Raw genomic sequence first — 17,262 nt, forward strand, 5'->3', positions numbered from 1 at the left:
ATAAAGAAGATGAAATATCGCATTTTAGGAAAGACAGGATTAAAAATTTCTGAAATTTCTCTTGGTACCTGGCAGGTTGGAGGGAAATGGGGCAGTGGTTTTGATGACAAGAATGCCGACAGGATCATCAATTCTGCCATAGACAAAGGAGTTAATTTTATCGATACTGCCGATGTCTATGAAAATGGCCTTAGCGAGGCCGCTGTAGGAAGGGTAGTTAGATCAAGATCTGAGAAGATCTATGTAGCTTCCAAGTGTGGCCGGCAGATCAATCCGCATACAAATGATGGCTACAAGCCGGAGGTTCTGACAAAGTTTGTTGAAGATACCTTGAAAAGAATGGGACTGGAGACGCTTGATCTCATTCAGCTGCATTGTCCTCCTACCGATGTTTATTACCGTCCGGAGATCTTTGAAACTTTTGAAAGGCTCAAGCAACAGGGAAAGATCCAGAACCTGGGAGTAAGTGTGGAAAAAGTGGAGGAAGGGATCAAAGCTATGGAATATGATAATGTAGCGACAATACAGGTGATCTTCAATATCTTCCGGCAACGTCCCAAGGAAAGAATGCTTGTGGAAGCAAAGGAAAAGAATGTGGGGATCATCGCAAGAGTGCCCTTAGCCAGCGGACTCCTCACCGGAAAATTCTCTGAAGACACCCCGTTTGACAAAGATGATCACCGAAACTTTAACCGGAACGGAGAAGCCTTTGATAAAGGTGAAACTTTTGCCGGGGTGGATTATGAGACCGGCTTAAAAGCGGTTCGGGAATTGGAAAAGATCTTTCCAAAGTCTTTAAATTTAGCGCAGGTCGCGCTACAGTGGATTCTTCAGTTTGAAGAGGTGAGCTGTGTCATTCCCGGCGCCTCTAGACCCGAGCAAGTGGAATCAAATTTATCTATTTACGATGCACCTCCACTTACTACACAACAGAAAATTGAAATGCAGAGGATTTACGAGAAGTACATCAAGCCACAGGTACATCAAAGGTGGTAAGTTGTGATCAAGAATATTCCTCTTGAAAAGATAGCTCTCGCTGAGCACTGTAACCGCAGGAGAATTAGCCTGCGGTGTCACTCATTACGCTCCTTTCTGCAAATAGAAAATTTGGTCGTTTGAAATTCAAGATTGGTTTGTTAGAAATCTCGAATCCTGATTTTTAAATCCTGAATTACAAGAACATTGAGCAAGCTCAGCTTTTTCGGGAAATAAAAAAGTCCGCAGCTTGCGCTGCAGACTTTCTGCTTGATGTGACCGCGGGAGGATTCGAACCCCCAACCCTCAGAGCCGAAATCTGATATTCTATCCAGTTGAACTACGCGGCCTGCTAATTTTAAGGGCCAAATTTAGAAATAATTTTAAGATTCACGACCTATTCCAGGCTTAAATATTTTTCTCCTTTCTAAACATAAAACCCCGTTCTTTAAAAGCCCTAGTACGAAATTTACAGCCTGTGGCAGACGAGGTACGTGGTCCCTGAAAGTGAAGTGATTCAGGCAATAGTTCAGCCTGTAACAAAGAATCAATTTTTAGGGATTTGACGATGAAGGGGAAAATGGGGTATAGAATTTTGTTTGATAGAAGTCCGGGTTTTCCTCAGCATCTAGATAAGACAGAAGCTCTTATAAATAATCTTGCTTTGGATATACTTCCGGTTTTGTTTGGAAAATAGGTTCATCATGGCCGCCTGGCATAAAATGCAGCAGATTAAAAAACTAAAAAAACCAGGAGCTTCGGGAATTTCCGGAGCTCTATATTTTATGTTCAAAAATGAAGTTACACTTACACTATAAAACCAAGCAGCACTAAAAAGATGAACAGTGCAGCTACAAGGCAATGGTCAGACCAGATCTCGAAATCTGTTACCTTTTCCTTTTCTCCTGAATTTCTCTTGTGTCGGCTCATGGCTTCCAATTTTAGAGGTTAGGTTTGACTCCCTTAAAATTCTTAAGAGAGGATTACTCTAATTTATAAAATTTTAAGACTCTGCCAAAGCTACTACTGTTAAATGTCTGAAATTGAGTACAAAATACCTGGAGGTGTCGGAGCGATCCTAAAATATTACGTTAAAAGAAGTCTTTATGAACTACAGGAAAGCATCGAGCAGCCGGCCTTTGTCTCGGCCCAAACTGGTCTTTTCTCTACCAGTTCCTCAAATCCTTCAGAAGCATAAGGGTTCTTCATTGCTTTCTGCAGTTTTTCGAAAAGCTCCTTTTCGCCTTTTTCTAATTCCTCTATAGCCTGATGCAGAAGGTAATTTCTTAAGATGATTCTCGGGTTATTTTTATTCATCAGCTGGCGGGAAGCTTCAGCAGAAATGCTGTTGTTTTTTCGCCTTTTTGAATAATCAGTAATTAGACTGATAAATTGCTCCTGCTCTTCGGGTTTTAAGGGCTGGTAAAATGCCTTTTTAAAATGCTGCAGAATTTCTTCCGAAGTAGCTTTTATAGAAACATCTGCAAGTAACCTGTAAAAAAGGCACATGTCGGGCTGAATTTCAGAAAGTACTTTTTCAAATCTTGAAATAAGCTCTTTTTCCTCTTTTTTAATTTGGTCGAGCCCAAGTTTCCTGCCCATCATTGAATAGTAATGATCCCAGAATGTTTTTTCATACGAATTGAGCGCATTTTCCAGTCCGTCGGTATCTTCAAACAACAAAGAAAGTGCGTTGGCCAGCTTGCCGAGGTTCCAGTAGCCAATGGACGGCTGATTGCCAAAGGCATATCGGCGACCTGGAAGATCGGTAGTATTTGGAGTGAAGTTGTAGTCATAGTTGTCTAGGAAAGAAAAAGGACCGTAATCTATGGTGAGGCCGAGAACAGACATATTATCGGTGTTCATTACTCCGTGAACAAAACCTACCCGCTGCCACTCGCTCATCAAAAATGCTGTTTTTGCCACTACTTCTTCAAACCATTTCAGGATCCTGTCGTCCCCGGTGAGATGCGGATAATATCGGCTAATTGTCCAGTTCACCAGTTGCTCCAGTTGATTGAAATTACGCTGTGCCGCCAACAGCTCAAAATTTCCGAAGCGCAAAAACGAAGGAGCTACGCGGGTGACTATTGCGCCAGGTTCATATTGGGGATTTCCGTTGTAAAACATATCCCTTAAAACCCGGTCTCCGGTAGAAACAAGGGCCAGGCCCCGGGTAGTAGGAATTCCAAGATGGTGCATGGCCTCGCTCATCAAATATTCTCTAACAGAAGACCTAAGTACCGCCCGCCCGTCGGCATGCCGGGAATATGCGGTAGGCCCCGCCCCTTTTAATTGCAGCTCAAAAATGCCATTTTTCGAACTCCAATCTCCCAAAGTAATTGCCCGGCCATCGCCGAGCTGCCCCGCCCAGTTACCAAATTGGTGCCCCGCATAACAGGCTGCATAGGGAAACATGGAAGGAGTGAGGCTGTTACCGGCCAGGATTTCCACATCCTTATCTGTTGGGCTTTCAATTTCCAAAGTTTCTGCCAGATCTGTCGACCAGCCCAGGAGCTTTGGGTTTGCTACGGGAGTAGGTTCTGCTTTGCTGTAGAGTTTTCCTGGGGTTTGGCGAGGAGTGCGATCACCACTGTCATCTCCATCAAAAGCTTCAACAAATTCATTTTTAAGATCTTTTTCTGCAATGGCAGGCATAGCTTATTTTTCCCTGAAAATACAAAACTTTCCGGAGTATAAAGCGGAAGTCTTTTCGACCCTCTTTTACTTACAAATGTAGAGAAACAGAAGTGGCACAAGTGGGAATTTTCTTTAGAAAATTAACAGCAGCTTAGACAATGACAAGAATTTAAGTTAAACCTAAATTAAAATGTATTTGCGACAGCATGATCTGATATATTTTTAGAAAAAAATTGAAAGAAAATGGTCTCATATCAAAGCAAAAATGACATTCAGAATCAGGTACGGAACCTACTTCCGTACCAGATCAAAGAGTGCCGGGAATGCGACGAGCTCCCGCAGGCTCTTGAAGAACTTATTAAACACAACTACCAGGCTGCTTTCGTGTGCTACGACAAAAAGTCTAACTGCATAGAGGTAGGCGTGGAAAAAGAAGAAGAAGTTACCGCTTATCCTGAAATTACGGTGCATAAGATCCCACTTAAAAAAGCAGTTGCACAATTAACTAAATCTTTAAGAAGTGACGATCTTGACCTGAAGTTCTACGGAAAATTGCTTGCAGGCTATGGCAATGCAAATAAAATAGAAGATGTAGTACTGGTATAGCACAATTTACAAATTGCCTTGAGCCTTCTGAAGATCTATTCGGAAGGCTTTTTCATTGAGAAAAGTGAAAGGCTGTTATCTTTGTGGGTTCAACTTCAGCTAAATTATGACAGCTTCAGAATATATATTTGCCCAAACACACCTTCCGCAGAGAAGTATAGAAAATACCCTCTCATTACTCCACGAGGACGCCAGTATTCCTTTTATTTCCCGCTATCGCAAAGAAAGGACGGGAAATTTGGATGAAGTGCAGATTGCTAAGATTGCAAAACATAAAACTGAATTTGAGGAGCTGGAAAAGCGAAAAGCGAGTGTATTAAAAGCTATAGCTGAACAGGACGCTCTTACCGGCGATTTGGAGGAAAAGATACGTAGTGCAAAAGATCTTGTTCAGCTGGAAGATCTTTACCTGCCCTACAAAAAGAAACGGAAAACAAAGGCCGATGCCGCCCGGGAACTGGGACATGAGCCACTGGCAAAAATGCTGATGGCACAAAATTCCCCTGATATTGAAGCCGCTGCCAGGAGGTACGTAAGTAAAGACGTTAGCTCGATCGGAGAAGCACTTTCTGGCGCAAGAGACATTGCTGCAGAATGGATCAGCGAACACCAGGGGGTAAGGAAAAAGTTGCGCACCCTTTTTAAGCTGCATGGAAAAATTGTTTCAACTGTAGTCAAGAAAAAAGCAGAAGAGGAAGATGCTCAGAAATTCAAGTTCTTTTTTGAATGGGAGGAGCGACTTAGAAACATTCCCTCTCATCGTCTTCTGGCAATTTTACGGGCTCAGAATGAAGGTTATGTTCGTGTTAAGGTTGAGGTTGAAAAGGAGAAAGCCTTTGAACTTGCTGCAAGATATATTTTAAAAAATGAAGAGAGCTCAGGTACTTCCCACATAACAGAGGCCATGGAGGATGCACTTAAGAGACTGCTTTTTCCTGCGCTTTCCAATGAAGCACTTGTTGCTGCAAAAGAAAAGGCCGATGAGGAGGCTATAAAAGTTTTTGCAGAAAACCTGAAGCAGTTACTTATTGCGCCCCCGTTGGGCAATAAACGAATTCTTGCGTGTGACCCCGGATTTAAATCGGGTTGTAAACTGGTGTGTCTAGATGAGAAAGGGGATTTGCAGCACAATGAGACCATTTATCCTCACCCGCCGCAAAGGGAGGTGGCTATGGCCGCAAAAAAGGTAAAATCTCTTGTCAATGCCTATAATATTGAAGCCATAGCAATTGGCAACGGAACAGCTTCTCGTGAAACTGAATTCTTTATTAAAAACATTCGTTTTGACAGGGATGTGCAGGTGTTCGTGGTCAACGAGGCCGGAGCTTCGGTTTATTCGGCTTCAAAAATTGCCAGGGATGAATTTCCCAATTATGATGTCACAGTGCGCGGGGCAATTTCCATTGGCCGCCGATTGGCCGATCCGCTTGCTGAACTGGTGAAGATTGATCCCAAATCCATTGGAGTGGGGCAGTATCAGCACGATGTAGATCAATCTAAGCTCAAGGCCGAACTGGATAGGGTAGTGGAGAGTTGTGTGAATGGAATTGGAGTTAACCTGAATACCGCGAGTGCTGCCTTGCTGAGCTATGTCTCCGGAATTGGTCCTGCTTTAGCCGAAAATATAGTGAACTACAGAAGTGAGAACGGGGAGTTTTCTTCGCGGAAGGAGCTGCTGAAAGTCCCGCGACTGGGAGCCAAAGCCTTTGAACAATCTGCAGGATTCCTTAGAGTGCCTGCTTCTGAAAATCCGCTGGACAATTCGGCCGTTCATCCTGAAAGTTATTCTATAGTAGAAAAAATGGCTGCAGACCTACAAGTTCCTTTGAAGGACCTGGTTGGGAATAAGGAGCTGGTGTCAAAAATATCTCCTGAAAATTACATTTTTGACACTGTAGGTTTACCTACTATTAAAGACATCCTGGGCGAGCTGGAAAAACCCGGAGTGGATCCAAGAAAATCGGCTAAAGTCTTTGAATTCGATCCCAAAGTAAAAACCATTAAAGACCTTCAGCCCGGAATGAAGCTGCCGGGGATCGTGAATAATATTACCAACTTCGGTTGCTTTGTAGACATCGGTATTAAAGAAAGCGGACTCGTCCACATCTCCAAACTGAAAAATGAGTTCGTGAGCGATGTGAATTCTGTGGTGAAATTGCACCAGCACGTACAGGTAGCTGTAATGGAGGTGGATGAGGCGAGGAAGAGGATACAATTGTCGATGATCGACTAATTGAAGTTAGATTTTAGAAGGACGAGGTTAGAAGGAAGTAGCCAGTGCTCGGTGCTCAGTGATCAGTGGGTTCGAGGAAATGAACGCTGTAACCACTCCAACAGGCAACTTTAAACGTATATGTCCCGACCTGCAAATACAACAGGAAAAGGACGGCAGATATGCAGTGACGGATGTTTGATCTTTGAAGTGCAAAGTTAGAAGAAGTGGTCCTGGTTGCCCAGTGGTCAGTTGTTTTTGAAGAAAAAAACGCATAACCGGCTAACGTGCAACTTTTAAGGCTATTTGCTACCCGCAACCTGCAACATTTATGAATCCATTTTTGAAACAGGCAACCGGGCTACAGGCAACCGGTAACCGGACTGTGTCAAATGCTAACGGCCAAAAGTCAAAAGCTTCTCCAAACTACGAACTCCCAACTATATCACTAACTATCATTTTGGCATGCACCCGCGAGTTCTCAATGAACCACTTATGTGTTTCGGTACCGCCGCAGATGACTCCGGCGAGGTAGATGCCTTTTATGTTGGTTTCCATGGTTTCGGGATCGTATTGAGGGATCCTTCTGCCGTCGTCTGAAAGTTTGATGCCCATGCTCTTCAGAAATTCAAAATTCGGGCGGTAACCGGTGAGGAGAAGCACCCAGTCGTTTTCCAGGCTTTGATCCCCTTCTTTGGACGAGATGATCACTTCGTGCTCTTTAATTTCTTTTATTTTGGCATTAAAAACGGCTTTTATGCTGCCTTCGTCGATACGGTTGTCGATATCTGGTTTGACCCAGTATTTTACTCGCTCTCCTATGGCAGGACCGCGCACAACCATGGTGACGTCTCCGCCTTTGCGGTAGATCTCTAAAGCCGCATCTACAGCCGAATTACTTGCGCCTACTACAATGGTCTTCTGCGTTGCATAAAAATGTGGATCATTGTAATAATGTGCCACCTTTGGCAGTTCTTCTCCCGGAACATTGATGTAATTAGGGATATCATAAAAACCTGTGGCAATAATGACATTTTTGGAGGTATAGGAATTCCTGGAGGTAGTGATCTTATGCTGATTTTCTCCTTCAGTTTTTATTTTCTCTACCTTCTCAAAAAGCTGAATATTCAAATGGTTGGAGGTGACTATGCGCCGGTAATATTCGAGAGCTTCTTGCTTGTGTGGCTTAGGATTGGTGCTGATGAAGGGGATCTCATCCAACTCCAGTTTTTCGGAAGTTGAAAAGAAGGTCATGTTCGCCGGATAATTGTAAAGAGAATTCACCAGCGTTCCCTTCTCTAAAATGAGGTATGTAAGGTCATGCTTTTTTGCCTCCAGGGCGCAGGCGATGCCAATAGGTCCGCCGCCCACGATTATGAGATCGTATGGTTGTTGCCTGTTATTTGTTGACAAGAGCTTTTAGTTCTTTAATGGTTTGAGTAGGATCTTCAGCTTTAAAGACAAAACTTCCGGCTACCAGCACATCTGCCCCGGCTTCAACCAGTCGAGCAGCATTTTTGTCGGTCACTCCGCCGTCAACTTCAATAAGAGTGGATGCATTGTTGCGCTGAATTATATCCTTCAGTTTTTTCACTTTGTTGAAAGTGTTTTCTATGAAGGTTTGTCCGCCAAAGCCTGGATTTACACTCATTAGACATACCAGGTCGATATCGTTAATGACATCTTCAAGAAGATCTACAGAAGTATGGGGGTTAATAGCTACCCCGGCTTTCATGCCTTCAGCTTTAATAGCCTGAAGGCTGCGGTGAAGGTGCGTGCAGGCTTCGTAATGTACAGAAAGGTTGGTAGCTCCCAGGGCAGCAAATTCTTTGATATACCTATCAGGATCTACGATCATTAGGTGAACATCAATAGTTTTTTTTGCATGTTTGTTTATAGCTTCCAGAACGGGCATTCCGTAAGAGATATTCGGAACAAAAACTCCGTCCATAATATCTATATGAAACCAATCGGCTTCGCTATTGTTGATCATCTCCAGATCACGCTGCAAATTGCCAAAGTCGGCAGCTAATACAGAAGGGGCTATAAGTCTGTTTTTCATGAAATTCTTTCTAGTTCTGCAAAAGTAACAAGAAATAAACTAAAAGAGTTGATTGGGCGTGGGTGAATTCCTGTAGGAAGATTTTTGTATATTTAGAATAGATCAACCAAAAAATGAAACTATGGAAGTAGAAGAAAAAAGCAATAAGAGTAACTACGGAAAAATGGGCTGTTTTGTTGCTGTCCTTATTCTCATCTTGATAATTATCCTAATAGCAACAGGAGTCATTAATTATCCCTGGGAGCATTAAGGGAGCCAGGAAATTTTTAATTGAGGAGTTGACCTTTACAGTCAAACCTATTTATACCCAAAAAAAGTGAACCCCGGTAATCAGCCGGGGTTCTTCATCAATCAATCAAAAAACGAACAGTAATCAACTGTTGCTTCGTTACCGGGTATTAACCCAGGTATGTTTTCAAGATCTTGCTTCTGGAGGTGTGTTTTAACCTTCTAATAGCTTTTTCTTTAATTTGTCTTACTCTTTCTCTTGTTAGATCAAAAGTCTCGCCAATTTCTTCAAGAGTCATAGGATGTTGGTCTCCCAGGCCGAAATAAAGGCGAATTACATCGGCTTCTCTGGGAGTAAGCGTCTCAAGAGCACGCTCGATCTCAGTGCGAAGGGATTCGTGTAAAAGTTCTTTATCCGGGTTTGGAGATTCTCCTGAACGCAATACATCATAAAGGTTTGAATCCTCACCTTCTACCAGCGGCGCATCCATGGATACGTGACGGCCGGAATTCTTCATGGATTCCTTTACGTCATTAATGGTCATATCCAATTCCTTTGCAATTTCCTCTGCACTTGGCGGACGCTCATGTGATTGTTCAAGAAAAGCAAAAGTTTTGTTGATCTTATTTATCGAACCGATCTTGTTCAACGGCAGTCGTACAATACGCGACTGCTCTGCCAAAGCCTGTAGTATAGACTGGCGAATCCACCAAACGGCATAGGATATGAATTTGAAACCACGGGTCTCATCAAATCGTTTGGCAGCTTTAATTAATCCTAAATTTCCCTCATTTATAAGGTCGGGAAGGGTTAGCCCCTGGTTTTGATATTGTTTTGCCACAGATACCACAAAACGAAGGTTCGCCTTTGTTAGTTTCTCCAGAGCACGGTCATCACCCGCTTTAATTCGTTGTGCCAACTCCACCTCTTCATCTGCGGTGATCAGGTCAACTTTACCTATTTCTTGCAAATACTTATCCAGCGAAGCAGTTTCACGATTCGTTACCTGCTTCGTAATCTTAAGTTGTCTCATCTATCGTCTCCTTGGATTTTAATTAGAATAACTCTTGTAATAGTTATACGTAAGAAGGGTTGGAAATGTTACAAGAATTAAAGATAATGAAAAATTTTTTTCCTGCGAGGTTTTTTAACCGGTTTTCCCCGCTTCCAGACCAAGAAGCCTGTAACCGATAAAAAGGGTCCCGTGAGGCCTGTAATGCAGTAGAGTAGTTTGGTCCAAATTCCGCCATACTGCCCAAAGTGCAGGGGGATTAAGGTGCTGGAAAGTTTCGTTTGAAGATCGGCTTCCTGAATTCTGGTAACACCTGTAATTTCCCCCGAATTGAAATTCGCGCTTATTTTGTTGTAGAACTCGGAATAGTAAAATGGATCATCATCAAAAAGGCCATAGACAATAAGATGTCCTTCCGGATTAAGAGGTAGTCTTACATAGGTCGGAGAAAATTCCGGATACTCATGCCGTATTTCCTCCAATAAATTCTTTACCGGGGCTTTAACAACCGGAGTTTTGGGAGCAGCCGGGGGATTTAATCCCGCAGCAGCTACAGTCCAGGAAAGAAAAACTCCTGTCACCACCAGTACCAGGTTGAAGAGCAAAGCCCAGGTGCCAACTATACGGTGCAGGGAAGAGTAAAAAGTCCGTTTTGATTTGTGCAAAACAGGGGTTCTAAAAGTGAAGGTTTTGATAATGCTTTTCCTGTAGAGGTAAATTCCTGTTAAGAGGGAAAAGAGAAAAAGTACTCCGATAATAAATACCAGGATCCTTCCCGCAGGACCGACCTGGAACGAGTAGTGAAACTTCAAAAGCCATCTGGTGAAGGTGGTAAGTTCATTTATTTCTTTAATGATCTCTCCTGTGGAAGGGTGTACAAAGACAAACAGTCTTTCTGTGGGTTTTCTAAGGTTGAAGATCAAGGCTTCATTTTCCTCAAAATGCATCAGCCTTGTATCCCAATGAGGATATTTCTCCTGAATGGTAGAGACTCCAAGGTCAATATTCAGTCCCTTGTAATCTTCAACTTCAGTATATTCCTGCCACTGGAAATCTTCAATATCATGTTGAAATACCAAAATGGCTCCAGACACTCCCATTAATATCAGGAAAAGACCTGCTATGAGGCCTGCATAAGAGTGATATTTAAGGATCTTTCTGTTTTTCATAGAAAAAGGCAGCTATGGTAGAGCCCATAGCTGCCGTTGTTTTGTTACAGGTTAACCTTTAGCGATAGGTTTAGCCGGGTTCCGTTGCCTTTGATATAATTATCCGGTCTTGCATCCCATTGTGAAATTGGAAGGTAATAATCTTCATTAAGAAGGTTTTGCACTCCCAGGCTCAAAAGGGTATTAGCAGACATGTTGTAGGTAGTGGTAAGATTGACAAGATTTATAGCATCTACAGGACCCTGACCATAGACATAAGTTCCATTTGGTCTCGGATCAAATCTGTCCCTGTCTCCACTATAAATATGTGCAAGGCGTACATTTACTTTACTCAAGACATTGTAATTAATGTAAGAGGCGATCTTCATAGGCGGAATTCTGTCGCCATTCATCCAAAGATCATAGTCACCATTATCTTCTGAATCCAGCTTTCCTTCTATATATGAAATTGAAGTGCCAAAAGTGAGATTTTGGGACAATCTTGTGTCTAAAGCTGCTTCAAAGCCGTAAACCTTTTCAGGCTGACGGGCTATCTGAAATATTCCGTCTACTTCGCGGTAGGTTGCTCCCAGTTCTGAAGTACTTATGAAATAAGCTCCGCTAAGAGATGTGTTTCCGAAATTGCTGTTGAACCCGACTTCATAGTTATTGGCGATAACAGCTTCCGAAGAGATCTGGCCCACGGTATTTTCTGTTGCGCTTCTCAACGTACGGCCAAGATCGGCGATGGAGAAACTTTGGGAGAAGCTTACAAATGGTTGAAGATATTTCCAACCGTTATACCTCAAACCGGCGTTGAAGGTGGTGGCGTCGTACTTGAGCTCTCCTCCTTCAACAGAGACATTTCCTTGCGGAGTTCCCCCGTTGGGCATTATGAAAATGGTAGTATAGTCTGGTATGTCAATGTTGATGTTCTCAAAACGAATTCCGGCCTTTAGGACAAAGTCGCGGTAAAGGGTCTTCAGCTGGGCGTAAGGAGCGAAATTCTTCATGTCAACTTCCGGAACCCAGAGTCTGCCATCCACAAGATGCTGAGAGGTAACGTCGTTGAGTATATCAATTCCGTAGAGAATATCTCCGGAAATGTCTCCTCCAAATGCATAGGGAGTTCTAAAATTAGCACGTATTCCTTTTTTATCAGATTCGATCATTGACTGCCCACCTTCATAACCTGTTTCACTGTTGAAGAAGAAAGGAGAGTAGCCATAAACCGTCTTGAAATCCTGAAAATAAAGGTTGGCATTAAAATCTGTATCTCCAAAAAGATCAAATGAATTATAAGTAAACTGCCCGTTATGGTTGTAACGGTTTCCCTGGTCCACACCTAATTCCTCACCAATGACGCCAATTGCAGGGCGTTCCCCATAAACTCCGGGCTGGTTGATATACTCTGTGTCCTGATTGCTGCTGAAATAGTTGTACATGAATTCAACAGAATTATTGTGGTCAATTTCATAGTTGAGCTTTCCGAAGAAATTGTACTGATTTGTTTCTCCAAGGCCATAAGAAGGTGAGACCACTTCGCCATTAGCATCTCTAAAGATCCCGGTTTGGCCGAAACTCGCATTTGCCACGTAGCCCAGCTTATTCACCTGTCCCGAGAAAGTTTGTGATAATTTGGAACTAAGGGTGTGCTCGGTATTTACAAGTGAAATTCCGCTGCTAAGTTCTGTGGTGCTTTCAAGTTCTTTGTAGGCCTTTGGGGTTTTAGTGATGTAGTTGATAATCCCTCCATCTGCCCCGTTACCGTATATAGCAGTTGCACCTTTAATGATCTCAATTCTTTCTATGACATTTGGATCGATGGTATTAACATCTCTGCTTCCGTTGCGCAGAGGGGTAGACTGTGGAATTCCGTCGATAAGGATAAGCATCTTCCTTCCTCTAAGGGTTTGTCCTGTGCTACTGGTTTGGCTCGTGCTTAAAGCCAGTCCCGGCACTTCATTCATGACATCGGCAATGGAATTACTGGTAAGGCTAAATCTCTCGATTTCACGGGAGTTGAGGACAGAAACAGAGGAAGGTACTTCATCTAAAGTTTCGGTCCTTCTGTTGGTAGTTATTATTATTTCTTCAAGATCCTTGAGCTCTTGTTCCATGACAATGTTCAGGATTTTGTTTTCTCCGGCCGCCAGGCTAAACTTTCGGGTAGTAGGAACATATCCTGGTGCTGTTACTAAAAGGGTATAGTTTCCGGCAGTCAATGACGAAAAACTGTAGGTGCCATCTGCACCTGCTGTAGTGGTTATGTCTGATTGTTGAAAGCTGAGAGCTGCGTACGGCACCTCTTCACTCTGGGGTCCTGTAATCTTGCCCGTGAGTGTAGCAGTTTGTGCAGTTGCCAGCAAACTGAAGAACATAAAACTGAGAAGGGGTAGAAATCTCATCGTATTTTTATTTGGATTGATTATAAATTGAAGACAAATGTAGAATCAATCTAAATAAAAACAAAGCAAGAAGAGGGAATAATTTGCCTTAAAACTTAAGGCATTGAAGATGAGCAAAAAAAATCCCCCTGCTGTGGTAGGCAGGGGGATTTTATAGTATAAATTCAGGTTTTAGTTCCTGTCGTTCCTGTCATTTCTGTCACGATTTCCTCTGGAACGGTCATCACGCCCTCGATTGTCGCGTCTGCCACCATCACGGCTGTTATCCCTGTCTCTTGGAGGTCTGGACTGGAAACCTTCAGGTTTTGGCAAAATAGCCTTTCTTGAAACTTTTGGTTTTCTGGTCTTAGGATCAATTCCGAGATATTTCACCTCAAATTCATCACCCATTTTTACAACATCAGAAACATTTTCTGTGCGTTCCCATGCCAGTTCAGATACGTGAAGTAGGACTTCATTTCCTTTGGCTTCCTTGTATTCCACTACAGCACCAAAATCCAACATCTTAACGACCTTCACTTCGTAAACCTTTCCAACTTCAGGTTTGAAAGTAATAGCTTTAATACGTTTTTTAACCTCATCGATCATCTCCTGGTTTACCCCTAAGATCTCGATCACTCCCATTTCTTCAACTTCTTCGATGACAATGGTAGTACCGGTTTCCTTCTGCATTTCCTGGATTACTTTTCCACCAGGTCCAATAACGGCACCAATAAATTCTCCCGGGATCTCCACTTTCTCCATTTTTGGAGCGTGAGCTTTCACATTTGCCTTTGGTTCTGCAATGGTCTCAGTTAATTTATCAAGGATGTGTAATCTTCCTGCTCTGGCTTGTTTTAAAGCCTTTACAAGGATTTCATAAGCAAGTCCCTTTACCTTTATATCCATCTGACAAGCCGTAATTCCGTCGGCCGTTCCCGTAACTTTAAAGTCCATATCTCCCAGGTGATCTTCATCTCCCAGAATATCTGAAAGTACTGCGTAACGATCTCCATCAGAAATAAGTCCCATCGCAATTCCTGAAACAGGTTTTTTCAGCTGAATACCCGCGTCCATCATTGCCATAGTTCCGGCACAAACTGTTGCCATAGATGATGATCCATTTGATTCCAGAACTTCTGAAACCACACGTACAGTGTAGGGGCAATCTTCAGGGATCATTCCTTTTAGAGCTCGTTGAGCCAGGTTACCATGCCCAATCTCTCTACGCGAAGTTCCACGAATAGGGTAAGCTTCTCCTGTACTAAAAGGAGGGAAGTTATAATGAAGGTAGAATGTCTCCTCACCCTGGTGAGTTGGCATGTCTATCATATTTGCTTCTCTGGAAGTACCAAGGGTCACCGTGGCGAGCGCCTGGGTTTCCCCTCTGGTGAAAATAGAAGAACCGTGAACAGACGGAAGGTAATCAATCTCACACCAGATTGGGCGAATCTCATCTGTCTTTCTACCGTCCAGGCGTAAACCTTCTGCAAGAGTCAACTCTCTTACAGCCTCTTTTTCTACTTTATTGAAATAGTTCTTGATAAGATCTTTCTTCTCTTCGAGTTCCTCTTCAGAGAACATTGCAAGAACTTCATCTTTTACTGCTGAAAATGCATCGCTGCGCTCGTGTTTGCTGTGAGCTCCTTTGGCGATGTCATAGATCTTTTGATATGCAGCTTCGCGGATCTTGTTGTAAAGATCCTCATCAGAATCTGCTACAGCATATTCTCTGGTTTCTTTTCTTCCAACAGCGTCGGCAAGCCGGTTTTGAGCTTCAATCTGTCCTTTAATGGCTTCGTGAGCGAATTTAATGGCTTCGGCCATTTCCTCTTCGCTTATCTCTTTCATCTCACCTTCTACCATCATCACAGAATCTGCAGATGCTCCAATGATCATATCGATATCAGATTCTGCCAATTGGCTGCGGCTAGGGTTGATCACGAATTCTCCATTGATCCTTCCCACGCGGGCTTCAGAGATTGGAGTTTCGAAAGGAATATCAGAAAGCTGGATCGCTGCGGAAGCTGCCAATCCTGCAAGTGCATCGGGCATTACTTCTTCGTCATGAGACATCAACTGGATCATCACCTGAGTTTCATAACGATAATCTGAAGGGAAAAGTGGACGCAATACGCGGTCAACAATTCTCATTACAAGAACTTCACCGTCACTTGGACGGGCTTCTCTTTTGAAGAATCCTCCCGGATATCTTCCTGCGGCTGCAAATTTCTCTCTGTAATCTACGGTCAATGGAAAGAAGTCGGCGGTGCTTTTGTTGTAGTTAGAAACTACGGTACAAAGCAACATTGCATCTCCCATTTGAACAACAACAGAACCATGGGCCTGTTTTGCCAGTTTTCCGGTCTCGATGGAGATGGTCCTGCCGTCTCCCAGGTCGATGACCTCTCTAAAAGTTTTTGGAATCATAAATTTTTAATTCTACTCCTGCTCATGCAGGTTTGTTAAACAATGGTCTCCCGTTTATGCTGAACGGGACAGTTGTGTTGTTGTTGTGAGTTGTGAAGACCAATGAAAAACTGCCTTTTGTTTCCTCACCTGCTAAGTCAGAAAAACTACAGGTGTCAAAAATGAGCTTTTATTACTTATTTTTTTCAGGTTAAAAATTACACAGAATTTTCAAGGGAAAAGAAAAAGGAGGTAATAATTTTTATAAAAGCTGTTTTTTCAGAAGAATTAGAATAAAAAAAGGGGCCGCAATAGCCCCTTTTTCTTATTTTCTTAATCCTAGTTCTTTAATAATTGCACGATATCTTAAGATATCCTTCTTCATTAAATAATCAAGCAGGCTTCTTCTCTTACCTACCAGCTTCACTAGTGACCGCTCTGTATTATAATCTTTGCGATTTTTTTTCAAGTGCTGGGTCAAATGTTCAATACGGTGAGTGAACAGGGCGATTTGCCCTTCGGCAGAACCGGTGTCGTTCTTCCCTTTTCCGTGTTTTGCAAAAAGTTCTTCTTTTGCTTCCTTAGTTAAATACATTCCAATATTAATTTTAATGATTTTTATGTATTGACAGCTTTTCTGCCAGGGCGCAAAGATAATATAATATTAAATACGAACAGCTAAATTTTTACTTTTCTGAAACTCAGTCAAAAATGACATTTTAGGCTCTTATTGGCTCATTAAGAATAAGATCAATGTATTTGTTGACTTTGTTCTTTAGTTCAGATCGCTTGGTGATGAAATCCAGAAACCCGTGTTCCAGTAGAAATTCAGAAGTTTGAAAATCTTCTGGAAGATCTTTTCCGGTTGTGTCCTTCACTACGCGGGGTCCTGCAAAACCGATCAAAGCTCCGGGTTCAGCAATGTTTATATCTCCCAACATCGCAAAAGAAGCGGTGGTTCCTCCTGTGGTGGGATCTGTACAAAGGGAGATGTATGGTATCCGGGCATCTGCAAGTTGCGCCAGTTTAGCTGAAGTTTTGGCCAGCTGCATTAAAGAGAAAGCGGCTTCCATCATTCTTGCTCCACCAGATTTTGAGATCACCATGAGTGGTATTTTGTGCTCCAGAGCATAATCGGCAGCGCGGGAGATCTTTTCACCTACTACCGAACCCATGGACCCTCCAATAAAGGCAAAATCCATACAGGCTATCACCAGCTCTTTACCTTTAGATTTTCCTACAGCCGTACGAACTGCATCTTTGAGACCGGTTTTCTTCTGCGCCTCCTCCAGTCTGTCTGTGTATTTTTTGGTGTCCTCAAATTCAAGTGGATCCCGGGATGAAAGGTTCTTATCCAGTTCAGTGTATTTATTGTCGTCAAAGAGAATTTTGAAATATTCATTGCTTCCAATTCTCACGTGGTAACCGTCCTCGGGACTTACGTAAAAATTCTTTTCCAGCTGTTCTGCATCAACGATCTTTCCGGTTGGAGACTTGTACCACAATCCTTTAGGGACATCTTTTTTGTCTTCGGTTGCAGTCTGGATACCTTTTTGTGTTCTTCTAAACCAGGCCATATTGT

The 17,262-nt window shown here is 42.7% G+C and carries 14 protein-coding genes and 1 tRNA gene; 4 read left to right on the forward strand and 11 right to left on the reverse strand.

Features of this window, described 5'->3' with window-relative positions:
• Positions 1-9 precede the first annotated feature (9 nt).
• Positions 10-996, forward strand: a complete 987-nt coding sequence (locus VR862_RS14435) for an aldo/keto reductase (protein WP_324721722.1) — start codon at positions 10-12, stop codon at positions 994-996.
• Positions 997-1,251: 255 nt separating this feature from the next.
• On the opposite strand, the gene VR862_RS14440 is transcribed toward VR862_RS14435, so the two are convergent.
• The 3 genes from VR862_RS14440 to VR862_RS14450 form a co-directional block, all read right to left on the reverse strand.
• Positions 1,252-1,325, reverse strand: a tRNA-Arg gene (locus VR862_RS14440).
• Positions 1,326-1,782: 457 nt separating this feature from the next.
• Positions 1,783-1,905 carry a hypothetical protein gene (locus VR862_RS14445; RefSeq protein ID WP_324721723.1) on the reverse strand — a complete coding sequence of 41 codons (123 nt, stop codon included), beginning with the start codon at positions 1,903-1,905 and terminating at the stop codon, positions 1,783-1,785.
• Positions 1,906-2,079: 174 nt separating this feature from the next.
• Positions 2,080-3,633 carry a protein adenylyltransferase SelO gene (locus tag VR862_RS14450; protein ID WP_324721724.1) on the reverse strand — a complete coding sequence of 518 codons (1,554 nt, stop codon included), beginning with the start codon at positions 3,631-3,633 and terminating at the stop codon, positions 2,080-2,082.
• A gap of 225 nt (positions 3,634-3,858) precedes the next feature.
• Between VR862_RS14450 and VR862_RS14455 the strand changes: the two genes are divergently transcribed.
• Together VR862_RS14455 and VR862_RS14460 are read left to right on the forward strand one after the other, a co-directional pair.
• Positions 3,859-4,221 carry a hypothetical protein gene (locus VR862_RS14455; protein WP_324721725.1) on the forward strand — a complete coding sequence of 121 codons (363 nt, stop codon included), beginning with the start codon at positions 3,859-3,861 and terminating at the stop codon, positions 4,219-4,221.
• 106 nt (positions 4,222-4,327) lie between these two features.
• Complete coding sequence (locus tag VR862_RS14460; protein WP_324721726.1) at positions 4,328-6,454, forward strand: Tex family protein; 2,127 nt, start codon at positions 4,328-4,330, stop codon at positions 6,452-6,454.
• Positions 6,455-6,859: 405 nt separating this feature from the next.
• Here the strand turns inward: VR862_RS14460 and VR862_RS14465 are convergent, their stop codons facing one another.
• Complete coding sequence (locus VR862_RS14465) at positions 6,860-7,846, reverse strand: YpdA family putative bacillithiol disulfide reductase (protein ID WP_324721727.1); 987 nt, start codon at positions 7,844-7,846, stop codon at positions 6,860-6,862.
• Positions 7,833-8,495, reverse strand: coding sequence for a ribulose-phosphate 3-epimerase (gene rpe, locus VR862_RS14470; protein ID WP_324721729.1), 663 nt, complete (start codon positions 8,493-8,495; stop codon positions 7,833-7,835). The genes VR862_RS14465 and rpe overlap by 14 nt, the downstream gene beginning before the upstream one ends.
• 121 nt (positions 8,496-8,616) lie before the next feature.
• On the opposite strand from rpe, the gene VR862_RS14475 reads away from it, so the two are divergent.
• Positions 8,617-8,745, forward strand: coding sequence for a hypothetical protein (locus tag VR862_RS14475; RefSeq protein WP_324721731.1), 129 nt, complete (start codon positions 8,617-8,619; stop codon positions 8,743-8,745).
• A 148-nt stretch (positions 8,746-8,893) separates the two neighbouring features.
• On the opposite strand, the gene VR862_RS14480 is transcribed toward VR862_RS14475, so the two are convergent.
• The 6 genes from VR862_RS14480 to accD form a co-directional block, all read right to left on the reverse strand.
• Positions 8,894-9,757, reverse strand: coding sequence for a sigma-70 family RNA polymerase sigma factor (locus VR862_RS14480; protein ID WP_011708302.1), 864 nt, complete (start codon positions 9,755-9,757; stop codon positions 8,894-8,896).
• Between the two features lie 77 nt (positions 9,758-9,834).
• Positions 9,835-10,905, reverse strand: coding sequence for a PepSY-associated TM helix domain-containing protein (locus VR862_RS14485; RefSeq protein WP_324721734.1), 1,071 nt, complete (start codon positions 10,903-10,905; stop codon positions 9,835-9,837).
• A gap of 44 nt (positions 10,906-10,949) precedes the next feature.
• Positions 10,950-13,292: a TonB-dependent receptor gene (locus VR862_RS14490; RefSeq protein ID WP_324721735.1), complete on the reverse strand. Its 2,343-nt coding sequence runs from the start codon at positions 13,290-13,292 to the stop codon at positions 10,950-10,952.
• A 171-nt stretch (positions 13,293-13,463) separates the two neighbouring features.
• Positions 13,464-15,701, reverse strand: a complete 2,238-nt coding sequence (locus tag VR862_RS14495) for a polyribonucleotide nucleotidyltransferase (protein WP_324721736.1) — start codon at positions 15,699-15,701, stop codon at positions 13,464-13,466.
• 304 nt (positions 15,702-16,005) lie between these two features.
• Positions 16,006-16,275, reverse strand: coding sequence for a 30S ribosomal protein S15 (gene rpsO / locus VR862_RS14500; RefSeq protein ID WP_324721737.1), 270 nt, complete (start codon positions 16,273-16,275; stop codon positions 16,006-16,008).
• A 124-nt stretch (positions 16,276-16,399) separates the two neighbouring features.
• Positions 16,400-17,257, reverse strand: coding sequence for an acetyl-CoA carboxylase, carboxyltransferase subunit beta (accD, locus tag VR862_RS14505; RefSeq protein WP_324721738.1), 858 nt, complete (start codon positions 17,255-17,257; stop codon positions 16,400-16,402).
• Positions 17,258-17,262: the final 5 nt, after the last annotated feature.

The sequence above is a fragment of the Salinimicrobium aquimaris genome (genome assembly GCF_035607535.1).
Taxonomy (GTDB): domain Bacteria; phylum Bacteroidota; class Bacteroidia; order Flavobacteriales; family Flavobacteriaceae; genus Salinimicrobium.